The sequence below is a fragment of the Vescimonas sp. genome, assembly GCF_057856985.1.
Genome location: NZ_DBLZXX010000009.1, coordinates 16144 through 37386 on the forward strand (window position 1 = coordinate 16144; position 21243 = coordinate 37386).

24 protein-coding genes are annotated in these 21243 nt (G+C 62.5%); 7 read left to right on the forward strand and 17 right to left on the reverse strand.

Annotated elements, in window-relative coordinates:
• Nucleotides 1-176: 176 nt before the first annotated feature.
• On the reverse strand, nucleotides 177-944 hold the full coding sequence (locus tag ACZM22_RS07285) for an IclR family transcriptional regulator (RefSeq protein ID WP_489543597.1): 768 nt from the start codon (nucleotides 942-944) through the stop codon (nucleotides 177-179).
• A gap of 235 nt (nucleotides 945-1179) precedes the next feature.
• Between ACZM22_RS07285 and ACZM22_RS07290 the strand changes: the two genes are divergently transcribed.
• The 3 genes from ACZM22_RS07290 (at nucleotide 1180) to ACZM22_RS07300 (ending at nucleotide 4968) form a co-directional block, all read left to right on the forward strand.
• The gene (locus ACZM22_RS07290; protein WP_489543598.1) at nucleotides 1180-1860 is read left to right on the forward strand and encodes a hypothetical protein; all 681 of its coding nucleotides are present in this window, start codon (nucleotides 1180-1182) and stop codon (nucleotides 1858-1860) included.
• A gap of 289 nt (nucleotides 1861-2149) precedes the next feature.
• Nucleotides 2150-3409 carry an HlyC/CorC family transporter gene (locus tag ACZM22_RS07295; protein ID WP_489543599.1) on the forward strand — a complete coding sequence of 420 codons (1260 nt, stop codon included), beginning with the start codon at nucleotides 2150-2152 and terminating at the stop codon, nucleotides 3407-3409.
• Nucleotides 3410-3609: 200 nt separating this feature from the next.
• Nucleotides 3610-4968, forward strand: a complete 1359-nt coding sequence (locus ACZM22_RS07300; RefSeq protein WP_483268650.1) for a uracil-xanthine permease family protein — start codon at nucleotides 3610-3612, stop codon at nucleotides 4966-4968.
• A gap of 32 nt (nucleotides 4969-5000) precedes the next feature.
• Here ACZM22_RS07300 and ACZM22_RS07305 read toward each other — a convergent pair whose 3' ends face one another.
• The 6 genes from ACZM22_RS07305 to ACZM22_RS07330 form a co-directional block, all read right to left on the reverse strand.
• Complete coding sequence (locus tag ACZM22_RS07305; RefSeq protein WP_489543600.1) at nucleotides 5001-5759, reverse strand: exodeoxyribonuclease III; 759 nt, start codon at nucleotides 5757-5759, stop codon at nucleotides 5001-5003.
• Nucleotides 5760-5771: 12 nt separating this feature from the next.
• Nucleotides 5772-6410: an MBL fold metallo-hydrolase gene (locus tag ACZM22_RS07310; protein WP_483268652.1), complete on the reverse strand. Its 639-nt coding sequence runs from the start codon at nucleotides 6408-6410 to the stop codon at nucleotides 5772-5774.
• Between the two features lie 119 nt (nucleotides 6411-6529).
• Nucleotides 6530-7081 carry a DUF3793 family protein gene (locus tag ACZM22_RS07315; RefSeq protein ID WP_489543601.1) on the reverse strand — a complete coding sequence of 184 codons (552 nt, stop codon included), beginning with the start codon at nucleotides 7079-7081 and terminating at the stop codon, nucleotides 6530-6532.
• 277 nt (nucleotides 7082-7358) lie between these two features.
• A complete protein-coding gene (locus tag ACZM22_RS07320; protein WP_489543602.1) occupies nucleotides 7359-7919 on the reverse strand; it encodes a chromate transporter in 561 nt (186 codons plus the stop codon).
• The gene (locus ACZM22_RS07325; protein WP_489543603.1) at nucleotides 7919-8461 is read right to left on the reverse strand and encodes a chromate transporter; all 543 of its coding nucleotides are present in this window, start codon (nucleotides 8459-8461) and stop codon (nucleotides 7919-7921) included. Before ACZM22_RS07325 ends, ACZM22_RS07320 begins: the two co-directional genes overlap by 1 nt.
• A gap of 9 nt (nucleotides 8462-8470) precedes the next feature.
• Nucleotides 8471-9226 (reverse strand): biotin--[acetyl-CoA-carboxylase] ligase, encoded by a 756-nt coding sequence (locus tag ACZM22_RS07330; RefSeq protein ID WP_484424740.1) that lies wholly within the window; start codon nucleotides 9224-9226, stop codon nucleotides 8471-8473.
• Between the two features lie 373 nt (nucleotides 9227-9599).
• Here ACZM22_RS07330 and ACZM22_RS07335 point away from each other — a divergent pair, with 373 nt between their 5' ends.
• A complete protein-coding gene (locus tag ACZM22_RS07335; protein WP_489543604.1) occupies nucleotides 9600-10937 on the forward strand; it encodes a uracil-xanthine permease family protein in 1338 nt (445 codons plus the stop codon).
• A 134-nt stretch (nucleotides 10938-11071) separates the two neighbouring features.
• Here ACZM22_RS07335 and malQ read toward each other — a convergent pair whose 3' ends face one another.
• The 8 genes from malQ to ACZM22_RS07375 all read right to left on the reverse strand — a co-directional run bounded on the left by malQ (nucleotide 11072) and on the right by ACZM22_RS07375 (nucleotide 18528).
• Entirely contained in the window at nucleotides 11072-12583 is a 1512-nt protein-coding gene (gene malQ / locus ACZM22_RS07340; protein ID WP_484425144.1) for a 4-alpha-glucanotransferase, read from the reverse strand.
• A gap of 78 nt (nucleotides 12584-12661) precedes the next feature.
• Complete coding sequence (locus ACZM22_RS07345; RefSeq protein ID WP_484425145.1) at nucleotides 12662-13519, reverse strand: carbohydrate ABC transporter permease; 858 nt, start codon at nucleotides 13517-13519, stop codon at nucleotides 12662-12664.
• A complete protein-coding gene (locus tag ACZM22_RS07350; protein WP_484425151.1) occupies nucleotides 13519-14391 on the reverse strand; it encodes a carbohydrate ABC transporter permease in 873 nt (290 codons plus the stop codon). Before ACZM22_RS07350 ends, ACZM22_RS07345 begins: the two co-directional genes overlap by 1 nt.
• Before the next feature lie 219 nt (nucleotides 14392-14610).
• Nucleotides 14611-15933, reverse strand: coding sequence for an ABC transporter substrate-binding protein (locus ACZM22_RS07355; RefSeq protein ID WP_483268690.1), 1323 nt, complete (start codon nucleotides 15931-15933; stop codon nucleotides 14611-14613).
• 57 nt (nucleotides 15934-15990) lie between these two features.
• The gene (locus ACZM22_RS07360; RefSeq protein WP_484425146.1) at nucleotides 15991-17001 is read right to left on the reverse strand and encodes a LacI family DNA-binding transcriptional regulator; all 1011 of its coding nucleotides are present in this window, start codon (nucleotides 16999-17001) and stop codon (nucleotides 15991-15993) included.
• A 212-nt stretch (nucleotides 17002-17213) separates the two neighbouring features.
• On the reverse strand, nucleotides 17214-17660 hold the full coding sequence (locus ACZM22_RS07365) for a 2-thiouracil desulfurase family protein (RefSeq protein WP_483268692.1): 447 nt from the start codon (nucleotides 17658-17660) through the stop codon (nucleotides 17214-17216).
• The gene (locus ACZM22_RS07370) at nucleotides 17657-18133 is read right to left on the reverse strand and encodes an NUDIX hydrolase (protein ID WP_489543605.1); all 477 of its coding nucleotides are present in this window, start codon (nucleotides 18131-18133) and stop codon (nucleotides 17657-17659) included. The genes ACZM22_RS07365 and ACZM22_RS07370 overlap by 4 nt, the downstream gene beginning before the upstream one ends.
• Complete coding sequence (locus ACZM22_RS07375) at nucleotides 18130-18528, reverse strand: PPC domain-containing DNA-binding protein (RefSeq protein ID WP_483268694.1); 399 nt, start codon at nucleotides 18526-18528, stop codon at nucleotides 18130-18132. The genes ACZM22_RS07370 and ACZM22_RS07375 overlap by 4 nt, the downstream gene beginning before the upstream one ends.
• 86 nt (nucleotides 18529-18614) lie before the next feature.
• On the opposite strand from ACZM22_RS07375, the gene ACZM22_RS07380 reads away from it, so the two are divergent.
• Nucleotides 18615-18836, forward strand: a complete 222-nt coding sequence (locus ACZM22_RS07380; RefSeq protein WP_484425148.1) for a DUF1653 domain-containing protein — start codon at nucleotides 18615-18617, stop codon at nucleotides 18834-18836.
• Nucleotides 18833-19348: a M48 family metallopeptidase gene (locus ACZM22_RS07385; protein ID WP_489543606.1), complete on the forward strand. Its 516-nt coding sequence runs from the start codon at nucleotides 18833-18835 to the stop codon at nucleotides 19346-19348. The genes ACZM22_RS07380 and ACZM22_RS07385 overlap by 4 nt, the downstream gene beginning before the upstream one ends.
• Nucleotides 19349-19382: 34 nt before the next feature.
• Here ACZM22_RS07385 and ACZM22_RS07390 read toward each other — a convergent pair whose 3' ends face one another.
• Entirely contained in the window at nucleotides 19383-19535 is a 153-nt protein-coding gene (locus tag ACZM22_RS07390) for a hypothetical protein (protein ID WP_489543607.1), read from the reverse strand.
• 96 nt (nucleotides 19536-19631) lie between these two features.
• Here ACZM22_RS07390 and ACZM22_RS07395 point away from each other — a divergent pair, with 96 nt between their 5' ends.
• A complete protein-coding gene (locus ACZM22_RS07395; protein WP_483268698.1) occupies nucleotides 19632-19802 on the forward strand; it encodes a hypothetical protein in 171 nt (56 codons plus the stop codon).
• Nucleotides 19803-19848: 46 nt separating this feature from the next.
• Here the strand turns inward: ACZM22_RS07395 and ACZM22_RS07400 are convergent, their stop codons facing one another.
• Complete coding sequence (locus ACZM22_RS07400) at nucleotides 19849-21018, reverse strand: ABC transporter ATP-binding protein (protein WP_489543608.1); 1170 nt, start codon at nucleotides 21016-21018, stop codon at nucleotides 19849-19851.
• Nucleotides 21019-21243: the final 225 nt, after the last annotated feature.

Below are 21243 nucleotides of genomic sequence, written 5' to 3' on the forward strand. Positions count from 1 at the left end.
ATACCAAACAAAGGAGCGGTGGAGCGGCTGCCGGCGGTGAACATACGGGAGAAGCGGGAGCTCCTCACCGTGGGAAAGAGGGAAGGCGGACAAGTGTATGTGCTGCCGCGTGTGACGTACATAAAAACAAAGACAGCCCCTTCGGCGCATGCCGGAGGGGCTGTCTGATATTGGTGTCAGGCTTCGCGGTAGCCCAGGGCGGCGGAGATCGTGGCGGCGGTGGCGCAGACCTGCTCCACTGCGCTGCGGAACTCGTCGGAATGGGTGCTGCGGAACATGCCGATAACGCCCACGGTGTAGCGCACGGTGCGGTCCACCGTGTAGACCGGCGCGGAGATGGACCGCAGGCCGATCTTGTACTCGCCGTTTTCGATGGCGAAGCCGTTGGTGCGGCAGGCGTCCACCTCCTGCAGCAGGGCGGATACGTCCGTGATGGTGTGGGGGGTGAACTGAGTCATGCTCTGGCGGCGCAGCAGCTTCTCCGCCTGGGCGCGGGGCATATGGGCCAGAAAGACCTTGCCCTGGGACGTACAGTAGATGGGCAGGCGGGCGCCGGCGTCCGACACGATGCGCAGCTTGTCCCGGGCTTCCACCTGGTCCAGGGTGATGACGCTGCCGCCCTCGCAGATGGAGAGCATCACCGATGCGCCGGTGCGCTGGGACAGATGCTCCATGTAGGGGCGGGCCACGCGGGAGATGTCCCACTTGCGCTCCACCTGGCGGCCGTACTCAAACAGGCGCAGGCCCAGGGCGTACTTGCCCTCCGGCGTCTGGGTGATGACATCATAGGCCCGCATGGTGGTCAGCAGGCCGAACACCGTGCTCTTGGGGTAGCCGGAGCACTCCGTCAGCTCCGTCAGGGTCAGGGGCTTTTCCGCCCGGCTCAGGGCCTGCAGCAGCTCCATGGCCTTGGCCACGGACAGTATGATGTTGCCGTCCACCATGATGCGTCACCTTCTTTCCCCTGTATCATAGCGCACGGCGGCGGAGGCTGTCAAGGCGGAAACGCGCTTGTCAAGGGGGGGAGGAGTGTGCTATATACTACGGATAACTTTCCAAGTAAGGAGAACGCACCATGGCGGAGATCATCATGGCCTTTGCGCCCCTTGTGTTCCTGATCGTCTATGCCCTCAAGACCCGCAAAATGGCGGACGCCATGATATTGGCCACGCTGCTGGCATGGTGCTGCTGCACCGGCAGCACTTTCTCACCGGCGCCATCGACGCGCTGTACGGTGCGCTGTCCAACTCGTCGTACCAGTTCGTGCTGTGCATCACCATCGGCTTCGGAGGCATGATCACCCTGTTTCAGGAGTCCGGCGCCCTCATGGGCTTCCGCGACCTGCTGCTGAAGGCGGCCAGAGGGCCCAAGCGGACGCTGGTGCTGGCGTGGGTCATGTCCGCGGTGATGTTCGTGGACGAGTACCTCAATGCTCTGGCGGTGACGTTCTCCATGCGGGAGATCACCGACCGGAACCGCATCCCCAGGGAGCATCTGGCCGTGCAGGCCAACGTCATGGCCTGCTGTCTGTGCATGACCGTCCCGTTTTCCAGCTGGACGGCCTTTACCGTGGGACTGGTGTCGGAGTACGGCCTGGGGTTCGGGGACTATCTCCGCGCCATCCCCGTGTTCGTGCCGCTGGCCCTGTCCATGGGCGTGACGGCGCCCGTCATCATCGCCGCCGTCATGAGCGGTATCGGTCTGGGATACAGCACCTGCTTCTACGCCAACGCAGTGTTTATGACCACAGCGGGCACCGGCGTGTCCAATATTACCATCATCAAGGCCACGCTGCCCTATGCCGCAGGCGCGGCGGCGGTGGCTGCGGCGGGGTTTCTGCTGTGCGGGATACTGGCGTGAGAGAGCCTGCGGGGCGCTTCCGGCGGGAAGCGCCCCTTCACATTCTTTACGGAGCCTTAACTTGGCGGGCGGCGGGGGATGTGCTATAATAAAACAACTATACAAAAAAGGAGGCATTGCACATCTATGGATACTGACGGCGGTGACTACCCCTATGACCACTTGAACTGCCATCTGTTTTTGCCGGCATATCTGCCCCGCGTCCTGCGGAGCGGACGTGCTTTTTTGCGCTTGTAGGGGCGCTTTTGCGGCGTAAAAAACAGAGACGACAGAAAAGGAGTTACATAGCTTGTCAACAACGACCTGTATCATCATGATGGCGGTATGCCTGGCGCTGTCCGCCTATTTTTCGGCCACGGAGACGGCCTTTTCCTCCGCCAACACCACGCGCCTGCGGGCTATGGCGGAGAAGGGCAGCAGGAACGCGGCGCTGGCGTGCCGCCTGCTGGAGAAGTACGACCGGCTGCTGTCCACCATCCTTATCGGCAACAATATCGTCAACATCGCCACTGCGTCCATCGGCACCGTGCTGTTCGTGCGGCACTACGGGGAAGCGGGAGCCACCATCTCCACCGTGGTGGTGACGGTGGTGGTGCTGATCTTCGGCGAGATCTCCCCCAAGAGCATCGCCAAGGACTGCGCGGAGAAATGCGCCGCGCTGTCGGCACCCATTCTGCAGGTGCTCATCTGGGTGCTGACGCCGCTGAACGCGATGTTCGCCCTGTGGAAGAAGCTGCTGAGCCGCGTGTTCCGGCTGAACGGCGACAGCAAAATGTCCCAGGAGGAGCTGCTGCTGTTGGTGGACGAGGTGCAGCAGGAGGGCAGTATCGACCGCGACGAGGGCGAGCTGCTGAAAAACGCCATCGGCTTTTCCGAGCAGACGGCGGAGGACATCCTCATCCATCGGGTGGATCTGACGGCGCTGCCCATCACCGCTGCGAAAGAGGAGGCGGCAGAGCTGTTCACCCGAACGAAATACTCCCGCCTGCTGGTGTATGAGGGGTCCATCGACCACATCTTGGGCACCATCCACCGCAAGGACTTCTACGTGGGCTGCGGCGTGACAGAGAAGCCGTTGGCGGACATCGTGATGCCGCCGGTATTTGCACTGGAGAGCGAGCCCATCCGGCAGCTGCTGAAAAAGCTGCAGCAAGCCAAGACCCACGTGGCGGTGGTGCTGGACGAGTACGGCGGCACCTGCGGCATCGTCACCATGGAGGACATTTTAGAGGAGCTGGTGGGCGAGATCTGGGACGAGCACGAGCAGGAGGAGACACCGGTGCGGCGGCTGGGGCCCGACAGCTGGGCCGTGGACGCGGGCATGGATCTGGAGGACTTCGCCGCGCAGTTCCACATCAAGACCGACTCGGAGATGGTGTCCGTCAGCGGCTGGGTCATGGAGCAGTTCGGACGGGTGCCGGAGCAGGGTGACAGCTTCGACTGCGGCGGCCTGCATGTGGAGGTCACGCAGGTGGAGAACCACCGCATCGGCGCGGTGCACGTCACGGCGCCGGCCGGACAGGACGCGCCGCAGCAGGCGGCGGGATAACAGAAAAAAGAGGAGCATGCGGGGCATGCTCCTTTTTTTGGCGGGACGCTCCCTCTTTTTTTGCAGAGGCATCAAAAAATTCGTCAGAATGGCAAAAAATATTTGAGATTGGCGGGGCGGACGTGGTATACTGTGTTTGATAAGCGCTCTCGGAGCGCTCTGCGCCGCGGGAAGCGCGGCGGGCAGAAGGAGGACCTACCATGCGAAAGATCCAGTCCAGCCAGCAGGCATTGTTCCAATTCCGCGGTATCCCGCCGGTGGGGATGGCCATCTCCATGGCATTGCAGCATCTGGTGGCCATGGTCGTGGGGTGCGTGACACCGGCCATCATCATCGCCCACGCCGCGGGCCTGCCCCAGAGCCAGCGGGTGCTCCTCATCCAGGCGTCGCTGGTGATGTCCGCCGTCACCACGCTGCTGCAGCTTTTTCCCATCGGGGGACGGTTCGGCGCGGGACTGCCGGTGATCTTCGGCGTCAGCTTCGCCTATCTGCCCAGCATGCAGGCCATCGTCTCCGGCCACGGCGGGCTGTCCGCGGTGGCGGGGGCCATGATCGTGGGCGGCGTCATCGCCACGCTGGTGGGCATCTTCATCAAGCCCATCCACAGGCTGTTCCCGCCGGTCATCACCGGCACGGTGGTGTTCACCATCGGCCTTTCCCTGTACCCCACGGCCATCAACTACATGGCCGGCGGCACCGGCAATACCTACGCCTCCGTGGTGGAGGAGCGGGGCCTTACCGAGGCGCTGGTCTATGGCTCGTGGCAGAACTGGGCCGTCGCGGCGTTCACGCTGACGGTGGTGCTGGTGCTGACCAACCACGGAAAGGGCATCTGCAGGCTGGCATCCATTCTGCTGGGCATCCTGGCGGGTTACGCAGCGGCGTTCATCGCGGGGATGGTGGACCTGTCCGGCATCGGCGAGGCGGCATGGTTCTCCCTGCCGCAGCTGCTGCCCTTCGGCATCACGTTCGAGCCATCCGGCTGTATCGCGCTGGGGCTGCTGTTCGCCATCAATTCCATCCAGGCCATCGGCGACCTGACGGCCACCACGGTGGGCGGCATGGATCGACAGCCCACGGACCGCGAATTGCAGGGCGGCATCGTGGCCTACGGCGTCAGCAATATCCTGACGGCGCTGCTGGGCGGTCTGCCCACGGCCACGTATTCCCAGAACGTGGGCATCGTGGCCACCAACAAGGTGGTGAACCGGTGGGTGTTCGCCCTCACCGGCGGATTCCTGCTGCTGGCGGGCGTGGTGCCCAAGTTCTCCGCCGTGCTGACCACCATCCCCCAGTGCGTGCTGGGCGGGGCCACGGTGGCGGTGTTCTCCACCATCGCCATGACCGGCATGAAGCTCATTGCGGCGGAGGGCATCACGGCGCGGAACACCACCATCGTGGGGCTGTCTGCGGCGCTGGGCGTGGGCATTTCCCAGGCATCTGCGGCGCTGGAGCAGTTCCCCGAGGCCGTCACCACCATCTTCGGCAAGTCGCCGGTGGTCATTGCCACGCTGATGGCGGTGCTGTTGAATCTGGTGCTGCCGCGGGAGGAAAAATAACGAAAAAAAGAGACGGCGCAGCCGTCTCTTTTTTATGCGTCGGTGAGCTCCAGTACCACGGGGCAGTGGTCGCTGCCGGTGATCTCCGGCCAGATGTCGGCGTTTTTGACGCGAGGCATCAGGCGCTGGGACACGATGAAGTAGTCGATGCGCCATCCGGCGTTGTTTTCCCGGGCGTGGAAGCGGTAGCTCCACCACGAATAGGCGCCGGTGCGGTCGGGGTACAGGGCGCGAAAGGTGTCCACAAAGCCGCTGGAGAGCAGACGGGTCATCTTGGCGCGCTCCTCGTCGGAGAAGCCGGGGTTCATGCGGTTGGATTTGGGATTCTTCAGGTCGATCTCCTGATGAGCCACGTTCAGGTCGCCGCAGTACACCACCGGCTTTTTGGCGTCCAGCTCCAGGAGGTAGTCGCGGATGTCATCCTCCCAGGCCATGCGGTAGTCCAGACGGGCCAGCTGGTCCTTGGAGTTGGGGGTGTAGCAGCAGACCAGATAGAAGTCCTCGAATTCCGCCGTGATGACCCGTCCCTCGTGGCGGTGTACGTCATCCCCGAAGTCGTAGGTCACGGACAAGGGCTGGCGGCGTGTGAACACGGCGGTGCCGGAGTAGCCGGCTTTGTCAGCGCTGTTCCAGAAGCGGTAGTAGCCCTCCAGCGGGAAATCGGCCTGCTCCGGCCGCATTTTCGTCTCCTGCAGGCAGATGACGTCGGCATCCGCCAGTGTGCAGAAATCCAGAAAGCCCTTATTCAGGCAGGCCCGCAGGCCGTTGACGTTCCATGAGATCAATCGCATGACGGAAGCTCCTTATCGTATCAGCCGGACGCAGGAGATGTCCGGCGGGAGGGCTGCGGCGAAGGTGTCGCCGTCGGACAGGCTGCCCACGATGCAGCCGTAGTGGGTGGGGACGGCAGCTTGCGGGCGGATGCAGGCGGCCAGCGCCGCCGCCTCCCGGGCCGTCATGGTGTAGGTGCCGCCCGCCGGCAGGAACGCCGCGTCGCACCGGACAGCCCGGGCCTCCGGCGTGTCGTCGGTGTCGCCGGCCACGTAGAACCGCAGACCGTCCACCGTCACCACGTAGCCCACCCAGTTGTTGGCGCGGGGGTGGAACTTTTTGTTCAGATTGTAGGCAGGCACCGTCTCGAAGGTCACGCCCCGTACCTCGTACCGCGCCCCGGGGCGCACCGGCATCAGCTGCCGGGCGGCGAAACCCGTATCCAGCGCTGCCTGGCGACAGCTCTCCGGCAGCACCAGCACGGCGTCCGGCTTCATGACGCGGCGGATGTCGTCGGGGGATAGGTGGTCACTGTGGCTGTGGGTGACGAAGATGACATCGCCGTCGTGGGGTTCCGCCGCTACGCGGTAGGGGTCGAACCACAGCACCGTGTCGCCGCCGCAGCGGATGCTGCTGTGGCAGTTGATGGAAAAACGCGCAAGCTGGTCCATAAAGCACCTCCTGAATGGCTTCTGGCACCATTGTAGCCTGCGGCGGAGCATCCGTCAACCGTTGCGGCGGGAAAAAAGAAACGGACGCTGTGCCGCGCCCGTCTCTTTTTAGGGGGATGTTACATGGCCACTGCCAGCTGGCCGATGTCGTAACCGGCCTGCCAGCGGGCGCAGTAGTCCTCGGTGCAGCGCTTGAAGCGGGTGAACAGCCGCTGGGCCCGCTCCTCGTCGCTGTATACCTTCCACAGCCCCGCACACTTGAAGTCGCAGGCGCGGTGGTCGATGAAGCCCTGCACGTCCTCCGGCGGGTAGCTGAGAAACAGTCCCACCTCGTGGGGGAACTCGCCACTTTCACGGAAGCGGCGGATGAGCTGGGCCACGCAGCGGCCGCAGCCGCCGCAGGCATAGCCCGCCTGGGTCAGGATGCGCTGGGCCAGACCGTCCTGCAGGTCGCGGTGCAGCACGGCGGGGCGGTAGAGGTACAGCAGGGCCTGCCCGTCCTTGAACCGGATGGGCAGCAGGCACAGGCCCTTGGGGACCAGCTGTCGGTTCAGCCGCCGCACATCCGTCAGCAGCGCCTCGCGGTCATCGCAGGGGCAGGGAAACAGACTGCCCGTCTTGATGCCCGCCAGCGTGGGCGCACCCTGCCTGATCAGGATCTCCTCTGACATACCGTTCCTCCTTTATCTCGCCGCGTACTGTTAGTGTGCCGCAGAATGTGCGGCCCATACGTGGTTAAAGTAATCTAACCGACGGGGCATGAAAAAACCTGCCGCACAGGAAGTTAAATGACTTTAACTGCATTGTACCATAGCGCGCTGCGGCTGTCAAGCCCGGGATGGTCGGCAGATCTTTGCGCGGTATGGTCCACACGTCCGGCGCAGGCAAAAGCGGGGCGCAGGGCGCGAAAAAGGAGCCTGCCGCAGGCAGGCTCCTTTTGGATACCGCTCAGAATTTGAACACGACGCCCACAACGGCGCTGGCCAGAATGAACCAAATGGGGTGCAGGTTTTTGGTGAATTTGACCCAATGGGTCAGTACCAGCAGTACGGCGGCCAAAGCGATGGCCTTCCAGTTGAAGAATGCCAGACCCGCCGCTCCGGTGTTCACCATGGCGATGAGCACCACGGAGATGCCCGCCGCCGCCACCAGCGCGGTAGAGGCGGGACGCAGGCCGTAAAACGCGGCGCTGACCCACTTGCTGTCGCGGAACGCCTTCAAAAACGCCGCCACGATGAGGATGACGATGACCGACGGCGTTACCAGACCCAGCGTGGCGATGAGCGCGCCGCCGGCGCCGCCGGTGGTGAACCCCACATAGGTGGCCATGTTGACGCCGATGGGGCCGGGGGTGGACTCGGACACCGCCAGCATATCCGCCAGTTGGGCGCGGGTGAACCAGCCGGTGCGGTCGGCCATATCCTGCAAAAAGGGGAGGGTGGCCAGTCCGCCGCCCACGGCGAAGAGACCAGTCTTGAAAAACTCCCAGAAAAGATGGAGGTACAGCATTATTTCTCCCTCCTTATCAAGTTCTGGATGACGATGCCGCACAGGGCGGCGGCCGCCACAAAGATCACGGGGGAGAGATTCGTGAACAGGGAGGCCGCCAGCACCGCGACGAAGATCACGGCGGCGGGCCAGTCCTTGACGGAGCCCTTCAGCAGTTTCAGCGTGGCATTGAAGATCAGCACGCACACGCACACGCGGATCCCGGCAAAGGCGTGCTGCACCCAGTCCAGATGGGAGAAGCTGTTAATGACGCCGGCCAGCACCGTGATAATGAGAAGGGAGGGGAACACGATGCCCAGCGTGGCCACGATGCCGCCCACGACGCCCCGCTGCTTCTGCCCCACGAAGGTGGCGGTATTGACGGCGATGATGCCCGGGGTACACTGGCCGATAGCGAAATAGTCCACCAGCTCCTCATCGGTGGCCCAGCCTTTGTTCTCCACCACCTCCCGCTGGAGGATGGGCAGCATGGCCATGCCGCCGCCGAATGTCATGACGCCCACCTTGGCGAAGGTAAGGAACAGTTCCCATAATAATTTCACAAGATCACCTCATTCAGAATATCCATAGAGTCCGCGGACCGATACCTCGCCGCCTCGCAGCGTCTCCTCCGAGCCGTCGTCATACCGTACCGTCAGGCCGTATTGCGGGTCGATCCCCTCCGCGACGGCGCCGCGAATCGCGCCGTCTCGTGTCAGGCGCACCCGCTGGCCGACGTTGACGCAGCGGGCGCAGTAGTCCTCCCGCCACAGGCTGGGGCAGGGGAGGGCGCTGTCGTGGAGCGCCGCCAGCTGCGCCGTCAGGGCCTGGGCCAGGGCGTCACGGGATACATCGCCCTTCAGCTCCATCCGCAGAGAGGTAGCGATGGCGGCTACGTCGGGGGAGAAATCGGCGGCGGTCTGGGAGACATTGACGCCGATGCCCACGATGACCCAGTCCGGCGTACCGTCGGGACGGAAGGCGGATTCCGTCAGGATGCCGCAGACCTTTTTGCCGCCCAGCAGCAGGTCGTTGGGCCATTTGATGCCGCAGTGCAGGCCGCAGACCTCCTCAATGGCGCGGCACACGGCCACTGCCGCCAGCGGCGTGACCATGGGCAGCGTGTCGGTGCGCAGGCCGGTGCGCCACAGGACGGACAGGTACAGGCCCAGCCCCGGGGGAGACTGGAAGCTGCGGCCCATGCGGCCGCGGCCCGCCGTCTGGCAGTCCGCTGTCACCACGGCATTGACGACGCCCTCCGCGGCCAGCCGCCTGCACTGGGTATTGGTGGAGTCCACCGCGTCGTAATGGTACACGGAAACGTCCATAGCACACCTCCTTATCCATGGTATAGTACCACGATTCGGCGCCGATGTAAATGGCGATACCCGCTGATGCCTGCCAGCAGCGGAGGCGACGGGTTTGTGAGATGTGACAAAGGAAAAGCGGGAATTTTGGCGGTTTCTTGGCAAAGAAATGTATTGCTTTTCGCCGGAGCGGCCCGTATAATAGGCGAGACGAACAGAGAGGAGGGACTGCCATGACCTGCAAGAATGTGACGAAGAAGCGGAAGGCGGCTCCCACTGTTTCCATTTTTAATTTTAATAGTGTTTCCTTTGACCGGTGATTTTTTCACCGGCCATTTTTTTGAGTTTGCAAGCAAGTGGAAATAAACGTAAGAAGAAAGAGAGGAACTGTCACATGAACAAAAAACTCGGACAAGATGCCATCTACGACGCTCGGGAGCTGGGCATCCCGCGGATGCTGCTGCTGGGCCTCCAGCACCTGTTCGCCATGTTCGGCGCCACGGTACTGGTCCCCATCCTGGTCAGCGGCTACGGCCTGCCCCTGTCCATCCAGACCACCCTGCTGTTTGCCGGTATCGGCACGCTGCTGTTCCACGTCTGCACCAAGTTTAAGGTACCCGCCTTCCTGGGTTCCTCCTTCGCCTTTCTGGGCGGCTTCCAGGCGGTAGCCAATCTGGACAGCGGCAAGTTCGCCGCCATGACCGGCGAGGAGAAGCTGCCCTACGCACTGGGCGGCGTGGTGGTCGCGGGTCTGTTGTATCTGGTGCTGGCACTGCTGTTCAAGCTGGTGGGCGCCAAGAAGGTCATGCGGTTCTTCCCCCCCATCGTCACCGGCCCCATCATCATCCTCATCGGTCTGAACCTGTCCGGCACCGCCGTGACCAACGCCTCCACCAACTGGTGGCTGGCACTGTGCGCCATCGCCATCATCATCGTCGCCAATATCTGGGGCAAGGGCATGATCAAGATCATCCCCATCCTGCTGGGTGTGGTGGGCAGCTACATCGTGGCGCTGATCTTCCATCAGGTGGACTTCACGGAGGTCGCCATCGCCGACTTTGTGGGCCTGCAGAAATTCGTCATCGCCAAGTTTGACATTACCTCCATCCTGGTGATGGCCCCCATCGCCATCGCCGCCATGATGGAGCACATCGGCGACATCTCCGCTATCTCCTCCACCACCGGCAAGAACTTCATCGAGGATCCCGGCCTGCACCGCACCCTGCTGGGCGACGGTCTTGCCACCGCCTTCGCCGGTATGTTCGGCGGCCCTGCCAACACCACCTACGGCGAGAACACCGGCGTGCTGGCACTGAGCCGCGTGTACGATCCCCGGGTCATCCGTCTGGCGGCGCTGTACGCCATCATCCTCAGCTTCTCCCCCAAGTTTGACGCGCTGGTCAACTCCATCCCCACTGCCATCGTGGGCGGCGTCAGCTTCGTCCTCTACGGTATGATCTCCGCCGTCGGCGTCCGCAACGTGGTGGAAAACCGCGTTGACCTCACCAAGTCCCGCAACCTCATCATCGCCGCCGTCATCTTCGTGTGCGGTCTGGGCTTCGCCTCCACCGGCGGCATCACCTTCACCGTGGGCAGCGCCGACATCACCCTGACCGGTCTGGCTATTGCCGCTCTGGCGGGCGTCATCCTGAACGCCATCCTGCCCGGCAACGACTACGAGTTCGGCAAGAGCGTCGAGGGCGACGCCAGCGCCGACCTGGGCAGCTATTAAGAAACTGCGCGGAAGCAATACATACAAAAAAGGACCGGCTCGCGGAGCCGGTCCTTTTTTGCGCGCAGACAGAAATAGCCAGACAGCGAAACAGCCGCCGTCCGAAGACCGGACGGCGGCTGCTGCCGTTGAGTTTATTCGGCGCTCTCCTCCGGCTCCGCCGGACGGTCGGTACGACCATACAGCACGGTCATGCGGCGGATGCGCTCCGCCAGCTCCGGCGTCAGCTCGCCGGGCAGCAGACGCCACTGCCAGTTGCCGCTCTGGGTGCCGGGGGTGTTCATGCGGTGCCCCTCGCCAAGGCCCAAATAGTCCTGCATCTGGGCCACGAACAGCTCCGCGACGCTGCTCATGCCGCCGCGGATGACGCCCCAGTGGAAGCCCTCCTGCTCCGTCAGGGCCAGGTAATCCCGGGCGTAGGCGATGTCCTCCGGCTTGGCCTCCTGCCGCCACAAGGTCAGGGGGCTGTTGTCGTGGGTACCGGTGTAGCAGATGCAGTGCTCCGTGTAGGTGTGGGGCAGGTAGTTGCTGGTGTCGCGGGAGTCGAAGGCAAACTCCAGCACCTTCATCCCGGGCCAACCGGATTCGTGCAGCAGCTGCTGGACGCTGGGGGTGGGGTAGCCCAGATCCTCGGCGATGAACTCCAGCTGGGGGAACCAACCGTTGAGACGGCCCACCAGATCCATGCCCGGGCCCTTGACCCATTTACCGTTCTTGGCCGTGGTCTCGCCGTAGGGCACCGCCCAGTAGCTGTCGAAGCCGCGGAAGTGGTCGATGCGGATGACATCGAACAGCTTGCCGCTGCCGTCGATGCGACGTATCCACCAGCCGAAGCCGTCCTCGCGCATGCGGTCCCAGTTGTACAGCGGGTTGCCCCACAACTGGCCATCGGCGCTGAAGTAGTCTGGCGGTACGCCGGACACCGCCTTGGGAACCAACGTGTCATCCAGCTGGAAAAACTCCGTCTCTGCCCACACGTCGGCGGAGTCCATGGCCACGTAGATAGGCAAATCGCCGATGATGCGGATGTTCAGCCCGTGGACGTAGTCCCGCAGGCGATCCCACTGCTGGAAGAACAGATATTGCAGGTAGGTGAAGAAATCCACGTCCTCCTGCAGCAGCGCACGGTACTTCTCCGGCGCGCCCTCCTGCCGCAGGCGGATGTCGTCAGGCCACTCCGTCCACGCCTTCATGCCGAAATGGCGCTTGCAGGCCATGAACAGGGCGTAGTCCGGCAGCCAGCGGGCATTGGCCGCGGCAAAGGCGGCCACCGCCTCGCTGTCCCGCTTCCAGCCCCGCTGGAACGCCTTATGCAGCAGATCAAACCGCTTCTCGTAGATGCGGCCGTAGTCCACGTGGCGGGCGTCGCCGCCCCACTTGCAGCGGCTGCACTCACTCTTGGTCAGCAGGCCGTCGGCGATGAGCAGCTCGGGGTCGATGAAATAGGGATTGCCCGCGTAGGCGGAAAAGCTCTGGTACGGCGAATCGCCATAGCTGGTGGGCCCCAGCGGCAGCATCTGCCAGTAGCGCTGGCCCGCTGCCTGCAGGAAGTCCGCGAAGTCGTAGGCCGCCTGTCCCAGCGTGCCGATCCCGTAGGGGGAGGGCAGGGAGGAGATGGCCATCAGAATACCACTGGAACGTTTCATAGCAGTACGTCACTTTCTTTCAGAGATAAGCAGAGTTACGCGGGGCGGGCGAAATGCCCGCCCCGTTGTTCATGGTTTTTAGCCCTTGACGGCGCCGGCGGCCACACCCTTGATGATGTGCTTCTGGCACAGCAGGTAGAACACGATGACCGGCAGGATGCTCAGCAGGATCAGCGCCATGGTAGCGCCCATATCCACCTGACCGTAGCTGCCCTTCAGGTGCTGGATGACGATGGGGATGGTCATATACTTGGTGCGGTCCAGTACCAGGTACGGCAGCAGGAAGTCGTTCCACACCCACATGATCTCCAGCACGCCCACGGAGATGAACGTAGGCTTCATCATGGGCAGCACCACCAGGAAGAAGGTGCGCAGCGGGCCGCAGCCGTCAATGACAGCGGCCTCCTCGATCTCCAGCGGGATGGACTTCACGAAGCCGGAGAACATGAACACCGCCAGACCCGCGCCGAAGCCCAGATAGATAACAGGGATGGTCCACGGCGTGTCCAGGTGCAGCTTGTTGGCGGTACGGGACAGGGTGAACATCACCATCTGGAACGGTACCACCATGGAGAACACGCACAGGTAGTACACGATCTTGCTGACCAGACTGCCCACGCGGGAGACGTACCACGCCGCCATAGAGGTACACAGCAAAATCAGCGCCGAGGATACCAGCGTAATGAACAGGCTGTAAAACACGGCCTTAACGAAGGGGTAGTTGCCGAAGGTCATGCCCTTGACGTAGTTCTGGAAGCCCACAAAGCTGTCAGCATTGGGGAGGGCAAACGTCTCCGTATTCACGGCGGCGTTGCTCTTGAAGGAGTTCATCAGCACGATGAGGATAGGCAGCAGGTAGACGATGCAGATGACTGCGAACGCCACGGTCATCGCCATTTTGCCGCGCTCGTGCTTTTTGGAAAGACTGGTCTGCATTACTGCTGCACCTCCTTCTTACGGGTCGCCTGGAGCTGGATGAGGCCGATCACGGCTACCAGAATGAAGAATACCACGGCCTTGGCCTGCCCCACGCCGCGGTTGTTGCCGCCGCCGGAGTAGAATGCGTTGTAGATGTTCAGGGCCAGCATCTCCGTGGTCTTGATGACGCTGCCGTCCGGCTGCTGCAGGAACGGGCGGCCGCCGGTGAGGGCCAGGTTCTGGTCGAACAGCTTGAAGCCATTGGTCAGGGTCAGGAAGATGCAGATGGTGAAGGAGCTCATCATGTTGGGGATGGTGACCTTCCACAGCGTCTGCCAGCTGTTGGCGCCGTCGATGCGGGCGGCCTCCAGCATGTCCTCGGGGATAGACTGCAGACCGGCGATGTAGATGATCATCATATAGCCCACCTGCTGCCAGCACATCAGGATGATGAGGCCCCAGAAGCCGTATTTGCTCTCCAGCACCACGGAGGTGTTGTACTTCACCAGAATGCCGTCGAAAATCATGGACCAGATATAGCCCAGCACGATGCCGCCGATGAGGTTGGGCATGAAGAATACCGTGCGGAACAGGTTGGAGCCCTTGATGCCCTTGGTCAGGAAGTACGCCACCGTAAAGGCCAGCACGTTGATGAACGCCACCGACACGAGGGCGAACAGTGCCGTGTACCAGAAGGCGTGGAGGAAGCTGCTGTCGGAGAAGGCCTTCACATAGTTGTCAAACCCCACCCATGTCCACTGGCTGGTGAGCTTGAACTTGCAGAAGGACAAAAACGCACCTTTCAGGAAGGGGTACAGGAACCCGATGCAAAAGGCGGCGAAGGTGGGCAGCAGAAAAAGCCACACCATCCGTTGAATGGGCCGACGGATCAGACGGCTGCTGAGTGCGGCCGCGTCACGCTTTCGATGTAATCGCTTCATTCTTTCAACTCCTGTTCTGCTGTTCTGCGGTTATTGTCATGGCGAAAGCTCTTGCCCGACCGCGTCGGACAACAGCTCACGCCACCACGGAGAAAGCGCAGGCGGGACGGGCGTAACGCCCGCCCCGCCTGTATTGTGCTGCCTCTGCGTCACAGGGACGCGGGGAACTTAGTGCTCGTTGGCGTACTGAGTTGCCCAGCCCTCCACGAAGGCGGTCTTGACATCGTCCCAGCTGCCGTTGCCGGTGGTGTACTTGCTCAGAGCGTCCACGACGGCGGCGCGCCAATCGTCAACAGCGGGAGTCCAGTTGAAGGCCCAAGTGACGGTGTAGTTGCCGTTGGCAACATACTCGTTGGCCTGTGCGAAGAACACGTTCTCGGGAGTCTTGGCGTTCTTGAAGGGGCAGGGACCAAACTGCTCGGCCAGCATGGTGGTGCCGGCGTCAGAGGTGACGACCCAGTTCATGAAGTCCAGAGTGGCCTTGATGTCCTCCTCGGAGGCGTTCTTGTTGACAGCCCAGCAGTTCTCAGTGCCGCAGCACAGACCGGCCTTGTCCTCGCCGTCCACACCGCAGTAGATGGGGATCATGGCCAGATCATCGGGGTTCATGGCGAACTTGTCAGCAGCGGTCAGGTTGCTGAACTCCCAGGTGCCGTTCTGATAGAACACGGCCTTGCCTTCGCCGAACTCAGCCTCAGCCTGATCGCCGGTAGCGGTCAGCAGGGCAGCGCCGGTGGTGGCGGAATCAGTGGTATACAGATCCCAGATGGCCTTGTAGTTGTCCAGATAAGTACCCTTGATGGTGGCGGGCTGAGCGGTGACGTTGTCATCGCGGAACTCGTAGTACAGGGGCATGTTGGCCAGATGGCCGGAGAAACGCCAGGAGGAAGAGCCGTCCAGGCCGGCGGAGGTGAAGGCATCGAAGCCCAGCTCGGAAGCACGGGCATGGATGTCATCGGCAACAGCCTTCAGGGACTCAAAGTTGGTGATCTCGTCCAGGGAGTGGCCGGCCTGCTCCAGCAGAGCCTTGTTGACAATGATGCCGAAGGCCTCATAGCAGTAACCGATGGACACGGTCTCGCCGTCGGCGTTCTTCAGATCGAAGTCATGGGTGGTCATCTGGTTGTACACGTCGGTGCCTTCCAGATTGTAGCAGAACTCACCGTAGCTGTTGACAGCGCCCAGGTTGCCCACCTGGAACATGGTGGGAGCGGTGTCCTTATCCATCTCGGCGGTCAGGGTGGTGTCGTACTGGCCGGAAGCGGCGGTGACGACCTTGACGGGCACGCCGGTCTCCGCGGTGTAAGCGGCGGCCAGGGTCTGCCAAGCGGCATCGGACTCGGGCTTAAAGTTCAGATAGTACACGCTGCCGGTGGCAGTGGTATCGCCGTCGCCATCACCAGTGTTGGCATCGGGCTGCTTCTGCTCACCGCAGGCTACCAGGGACAGAGCCATCACAAGAGCCAGAAGCATGCAAAGAAACTTCTTCATGTTTGATTACTCCTTCAAAAAAATTATTTTCACGCCGTTTCCGGCACAAAAACCGCATCAAATATCCTGTACGGAGCCGCCCTGCCGCAGCTGGGTAGGCAGCACCTCGCAGCAGTGGGCGCCGTGGCCATGGATAAGACCCAGCAGGATCTGGGCGCTGCGCTGTCCCATCGCCTCCATGGGCTGGCACAGGGTGGTCAGCGGCGGCTCGATGTAGGCGGACAACTCCAGCCCATCGATAGCAATGACGGAGCAGTCCTGCGGCACGGCGCGTCCCTCGTCCCGCAGGGCCCGCATGGCGCCGATGGCCATGGAGTCGGCTATGGCAAACAGCGCCGTGAATTCCGCACCCTGCCGCAGCTTTTCGCAGACGGCGTCGTAGGCGTCCCGGATGTCAAAGCTGCCGGCGCACATCACCAGTTCAGGGTCCAGGGGGATGCCGTGGGCGGCCAGGGCCTTGCAGTAGCCCTGATACCGCAGCTGGCTGATGGACTGGTCGTCCGGCCGGCAGATCAGCGCCGCAATGCGTCGGTGCCCGTGGTCGTAGAGGTGATCCACAGCCTGCTGGGCCGCTTCCTCATCGGCGATGGACACGGCGGAGTACTCGCCGATGCGCAGGGTGCCGTATTGATTGGAGTAGGAGCAGCATACATAGGGCACGTTCAGCATAGCCAGATCCTCGGGGGAGTAATCCAGCCGCCCGCCCAGAAAAATGATGCCCCGCAGCCGCTTTTCCCGCTCCATGACGGCGGCGCGCTGTACCTCATCGCCGCAGGAGGGGATCTGCTGCATCACCAGAGAAAAGCCGGCGTCGGTGACGGTCTTTTCAATGGCCTGAATGATGTCCGTGTAGAACGGATTGGATACGCCGCGGACCACCAGCCCGATGGACTCGGATTTGGTCCGGACCAGATCCCGGGCGCTGTTATTGGGAATGTAGTTGCTGTCCTTAATGGCGGCCCGGACCTTCCGGCGCACCTCATCGCTGACGTCCGGACGGTCATTGAGCACGCGGGATACGGTGCTGACGCTGACGCTGCACTGTTTAGCGATGTCCTTGATCGTCATGCCGATGGTCCTTCCTGTCGTACTGTGGCAAAAAGCGGTGTTTTCGGTAACCTTCCCGGAAACGTTACCGCTTCGATATTGCCATCTTAGCGGCTTTGCCCGCGAAAGTCAATCGTTTTTTGTATTTTTGACGAAACGCACATAGAAAATGCGTCTTTTCTTGTGAAAATCACGAGAGGCGCGCCGCGCGGCACGCCTCCTGAACGTATCTGCTATTGTGTACTGCCCAATTCTTCCAGCAGGCTTGCCAGTTGACTCTCGCCCAGTACGCGGACGCCGTGCCGCCGCAGCAGTGCCGCCGCCGTGCCCCAGCCCTCCGTCACCGTACCGGTGAATGTGCCGTCGTAGATAGCCCCGCTGCCGCAGGAGGGACTGCGCTCCTTCAGCACCGCCGTGGTGCAGCCGTACAGCTCCGCCAGACGCAGGGCCTCCTCCGCGCCGCGTCGGTACTGGGCCGTCACGTCCGCGCCCAGGGAGCTCACCACCCGCTCCCCCTGCCGCTCCGAGGGGGCACGGGGCGTGGGCAGCCCGCCCAGCTGCTCCGGACAGACAGGCACTGCCAGACCCTGCCGCGCCAGCTCCTGCGCCAGCGGGTGGGGCTTGCTTTTCCCGTCGTAGCGGCAGGCGCAGCCCAACAGGCACGCGCTGATCAGGATCATACCGCCAGCTCCTTTCCGTCCAGCGCCGCATAGACCAGCGTCTCGCCCTGATATTGCAGCTTCAGGGAGAAAAACGGTGTGTCCGGACGGCGGATAAGGTCCAGAAAGATCTTGTCCCCCGCCCACTGGGGCAGCGCCGCCAGCGCGTCCTTGTGCAGCCATTCCAGTACGCCCTCGTTGCACTCCTGTACCGTACCGGCCCAGCCGGTGGCGGTGAACAGGTGCATGTACTCGCCCTCCCATCGGTCGGACACGAAGGTGACCAGACCGCGGTAGCGGTAGTCCGTCAGTGTCAGGCCCGTCTCCTCCAGCGTCTCGCGGCAGACGCATTCCTCGGGGCTCTCGTCTTCCTCGCACTTGCCGCCCACGCCGATCCACTTGTCGCGGTTCAGATCGTTCTCCTTCTTGACGCGGTGGAGCATCAGGTATTCCCCCTGTGGGTTCTCAATATAGCAAAGTGTGGTGTTTTTCATGGTTCCTCCTGAAATACGATCTCGTCGTAGCCCGTCTCATCGTCCTGCTCTACGCCGCAGCGCCAGCCGTCCGGCTCCAGCAGCACCAGCTCGCAGGTGGTGTTGATGATCGTGCCCTCCATCAGATGCCCACCCAGGGTGGACAGATCCTCCCGCGCCAGAGCAATGTGCAGGTGGCACCGCGCCGCGCTGACCGTCCCGTTGAGGGACACGATCTCGCAGGGCTCGGCGATGTGCCGCACGGTGACGCCGGAGGCATCCCGCACCCGCGCCTCCGTGACGCAGCCTACGCCGGACAGCACTACGGCGCAGCGCAGGCCCTCCCGCGCCGCCAACTGCCGGATGGACAGCAGCAGATCGTCGCCCCGCCGCAGCCGCAGGCAGATACTTCGCATACAGCATTCCTCCCGTTTACTTCTGACGCATCATAGTATATAATGTCGGGGGGCACAATGCAACCCATACCTGCGGAGGAGATGTTATGTCAACTATAAAACCCGGGCGCTACCGCCATTTCAAGGGCATGGAATACCAGGTCATCGGCACGGCCCGCCACTCCGAGACGCTGGAGGAGATGGTGGTGTACCGCGCTCTGTACGGCGACGGCGGCCTTTGGGTGCGGCCCGCCGCCATGTGGTCGGAGCAGGTGGAGCGGGACGGCTATCGCGGCCCCCGCTTTGCGCCGGTGGAGGAGGACGCATGACGGACTACACGGTGATCCGTTCCCACCGCCGCACCATGGCGCTGGAGGTGACGCGGGAGGGCGCGGCGCTGGTTCGGGCGCCCTACGGCGCATCGGACGCGGCCATCGCCCGCTTCGCGGCGCAGCACCAGGCGTGGCTGGAAAGCCACATGGCCCGCCGTCAGGCGTATCTGGCGGCCCACCCCGTCCCATCGCCCCAGCAGGTGGAGGCGTGGCGGCAGCAGGCGAAGGCGGTGCTGCCGCAGCGGGTGGCCTATTGGGCCCGGCGCATGGACGTACAGCCCGCAGGCATCACCATCACCGCCGCCCGTACGCGGTTCGGCAGCTGCTCCGGCAAGAACCGGCTCAGCTTCTCACTGTACCTGATGGCCTATCCGGCGGCGGCCATCGAGTATGTGGTGGTCCATGAGCTGGCCCACATCCGGCACCACGACCACTCGCCGGCGTTCTACGCGGAGGTGGAGCGCTATCTCCCCGACTGGCGCGCCAGACGGGAACTGCTGAAAAACTAAAATAGAGAGAAGCCCTGCGCAGCAGGGCTTCTCTCTATTTTTGCGTGTCGGACAGATACAGTTCCTCCGCTTGCTGCTGTGCGGCAGCCAGCTGGACCATGGTCTGTTGGACCGCTCCGGCGGAGAGGTCTTGCAGCGCGTCGGTGATGGCGTTGAACAGCAGCGTATACATCTTTTGATAGGACATTCTGGACCTCATGATGCGTCAAAACTTCGTCATTCGCACATAAAAGTATAATATGCCGCTATTATTTTGTCAATACTTCGTCATGGAGGCGGCAATATGAAGGACCACCTGAGCCGATACACGCTGCGCGTGGAGCAGATCCTGCTGGACAAACTGGGCTATATCGCGGAATACGAGGGCCGCACCAAGAACCGCGAGTTGGAGCAGATGATCAAAAAGCGTATTGCGGACTTTGAAAAGGAGCACGGCGAGATCCGTCCGGAATGACCAAAAAAGAGCCCCATCCGTCGGGATGGGGCTCTTTGCCGTCCTGTTACCACTCCAGATTCTTTTCCGTCTCCTTGCTGAACACGTGGGCCACATTGCCGCCGAAGATCATGTTGACCTCACTGCCCATGGGGAAGTGGGCGGCGTTGCCGTTGGTGGGCACGATGACCACCACGTCATGGCCGTTGGTGGAGATGTGCAGGTGTACGGACGAGCCCATCAGCTCGCTGACATCCACCTTGCCCCTGACGCCATCGGCGCACAGCATGATATGGTCGGGGCGGACACCCAGCACCACGTCCTGCTCCGCTACATCCTTGGCGGCGAGGCGGGCCTGCTTGTCCTCGGCCAGCTCCACGGTGATGCCGTCCAGCGTCACGGCGTACTTGCCGTTCTGCTTGATGAGCCGCGCATCGAACAGGTTCATCTGGGGCGTACCGATAAAGCCGGCCACGAACAGGTTGGCGGGGTGATCGAACACCTCCTGGGGCGTACCGATCTGCTGGATGAAGCCGTCCTTCATGATGACGATGCGGTCGCCCAGCGTCATGGCCTCGGTCTGGTCGTGGGTCACGTAGACAAATGTGGTGTCGATGCGCTGGCGCAGCTTGATGATCTCGGCGCGCATCTGATTGCGGAGCTTGGCGTCCAGGTTGGACAGCGGCTCGTCCATCAGGAACACGGCGGGGTCGCGGACGATGGCGCGGCCGATGGCCACACGCTGGCGCTGGCCGCCGGACAGGGCCTTGGGCTTGCGGTCCAGATACTGGGTGATGTCCAGGATCTCCGCAGCCTCGCGGACCTTCTTGTCGATCTCATCCTTGGGGGCCTTCTTCAGCTTCAGGGAGAAGGCCATGTTCTCATACACGGTCATGTGGGGATACAGGGCATAGTTCTGGAACACCATGGCGATGTTGCGGTCCTTGGGTTCCACATCGTTCATCAGCTTGTCGCCGATCCACAGCTCGCCGGAGGTGATGTCCTCCAGACCCGCGATCATCCGCAGGGTGGTGGACTTGCCGCAGCCGGAGGGGCCCACCAGCACGATGAACTCCTTGTCGGCGATCTCCAGATTGAACTGCTGGACCGCCACAACGCCCTCATCGGTGATCTGGAGGTTGCTCTTCTTCTCCGGCTCCTCGCCCTTCTTGGCCTTTTTCTTCTTCTCGGTGTTGGGGTAGACCTTCTTCAGGTCCTTCAGGATGACCTTTGCCATACATTCCTGGCTGTAACTGTCCTGCCTCCGCAATGACAGCCTCACGCAGGGCGGAATGTCCCATGCGCCTTACGACAAGTCTCCACATTGCCGCACCGCCAGCCACAGCGGCTCATTCTCCTTTTCTTTTGCCGCCGCGGCGCAAGAAGTGGAGTGCGCCGTGGCGGTAGGAATACGGTGAGTATACCCGATAACGTTTCCGATTGCAAGAGTTTTTTGTGTAAA

Coding starts and splice junctions, on each gene's coding strand:
- ACZM22_RS07310 (WP_483268652.1), bottom strand. CDS start 6,410: ATGGACCAGCTTGCGCGTTTTTCCATCAACTGCCACAGCAGCATCCGC.
- ACZM22_RS07320 (WP_489543602.1), bottom strand. CDS start 7,919: ATGCTGTACCTCCATCTTTTCTGGGAGTTTTTCAAGACTGGTCTCTTC.
- ACZM22_RS07360 (WP_484425146.1), bottom strand. CDS start 17,001: ATGACGATCAAGGACATCGCTAAACAGTGCAGCGTCAGCGTCAGCACC.
- ACZM22_RS07380 (WP_484425148.1), top strand. CDS start 18,615: ATGTCAACTATAAAACCCGGGCGCTACCGCCATTTCAAGGGCATGGAA.
- ACZM22_RS07315 (WP_489543601.1), bottom strand. CDS start 7,081: ATGTCAGAGGAGATCCTGATCAGGCAGGGTGCGCCCACGCTGGCGGGC.
- ACZM22_RS07335 (WP_489543604.1), top strand. CDS start 9,600: ATGAACAAAAAACTCGGACAAGATGCCATCTACGACGCTCGGGAGCTG.
- ACZM22_RS07370 (WP_489543605.1), bottom strand. CDS start 18,133: ATGAAAAACACCACACTTTGCTATATTGAGAACCCACAGGGGGAATAC.
- malQ (WP_484425144.1), bottom strand. CDS start 12,583: ATGAAACGTTCCAGTGGTATTCTGATGGCCATCTCCTCCCTGCCCTCC.
- ACZM22_RS07345 (WP_484425145.1), bottom strand. CDS start 13,519: ATGCAGACCAGTCTTTCCAAAAAGCACGAGCGCGGCAAAATGGCGATG.
- ACZM22_RS07355 (WP_483268690.1), bottom strand. CDS start 15,933: ATGAAGAAGTTTCTTTGCATGCTTCTGGCTCTTGTGATGGCTCTGTCC.
- ACZM22_RS07330 (WP_484424740.1), bottom strand. CDS start 9,226: ATGGACGTTTCCGTGTACCATTACGACGCGGTGGACTCCACCAATACC.
- ACZM22_RS07305 (WP_489543600.1), bottom strand. CDS start 5,759: ATGCGATTGATCTCATGGAACGTCAACGGCCTGCGGGCCTGCCTGAAT.
- ACZM22_RS07400 (WP_489543608.1), bottom strand. CDS start 21,018: ATGGCAAAGGTCATCCTGAAGGACCTGAAGAAGGTCTACCCCAACACC.
- ACZM22_RS07385 (WP_489543606.1), top strand. CDS start 18,833: ATGACGGACTACACGGTGATCCGTTCCCACCGCCGCACCATGGCGCTG.
- ACZM22_RS07365 (WP_483268692.1), bottom strand. CDS start 17,660: ATGATCCTGATCAGCGCGTGCCTGTTGGGCTGCGCCTGCCGCTACGAC.
- ACZM22_RS07390 (WP_489543607.1), bottom strand. CDS start 19,535: ATGTCCTATCAAAAGATGTATACGCTGCTGTTCAACGCCATCACCGAC.
- ACZM22_RS07375 (WP_483268694.1), bottom strand. CDS start 18,528: ATGCGAAGTATCTGCCTGCGGCTGCGGCGGGGCGACGATCTGCTGCTG.
- ACZM22_RS07395 (WP_483268698.1), top strand. CDS start 19,632: ATGAAGGACCACCTGAGCCGATACACGCTGCGCGTGGAGCAGATCCTG.
- ACZM22_RS07300 (WP_483268650.1), top strand. CDS start 3,610: ATGCGAAAGATCCAGTCCAGCCAGCAGGCATTGTTCCAATTCCGCGGT.
- ACZM22_RS07285 (WP_489543597.1), bottom strand. CDS start 944: ATGGTGGACGGCAACATCATACTGTCCGTGGCCAAGGCCATGGAGCTG.
- ACZM22_RS07290 (WP_489543598.1), top strand. CDS start 1,180: ATGGTGCTGCTGCACCGGCAGCACTTTCTCACCGGCGCCATCGACGCG.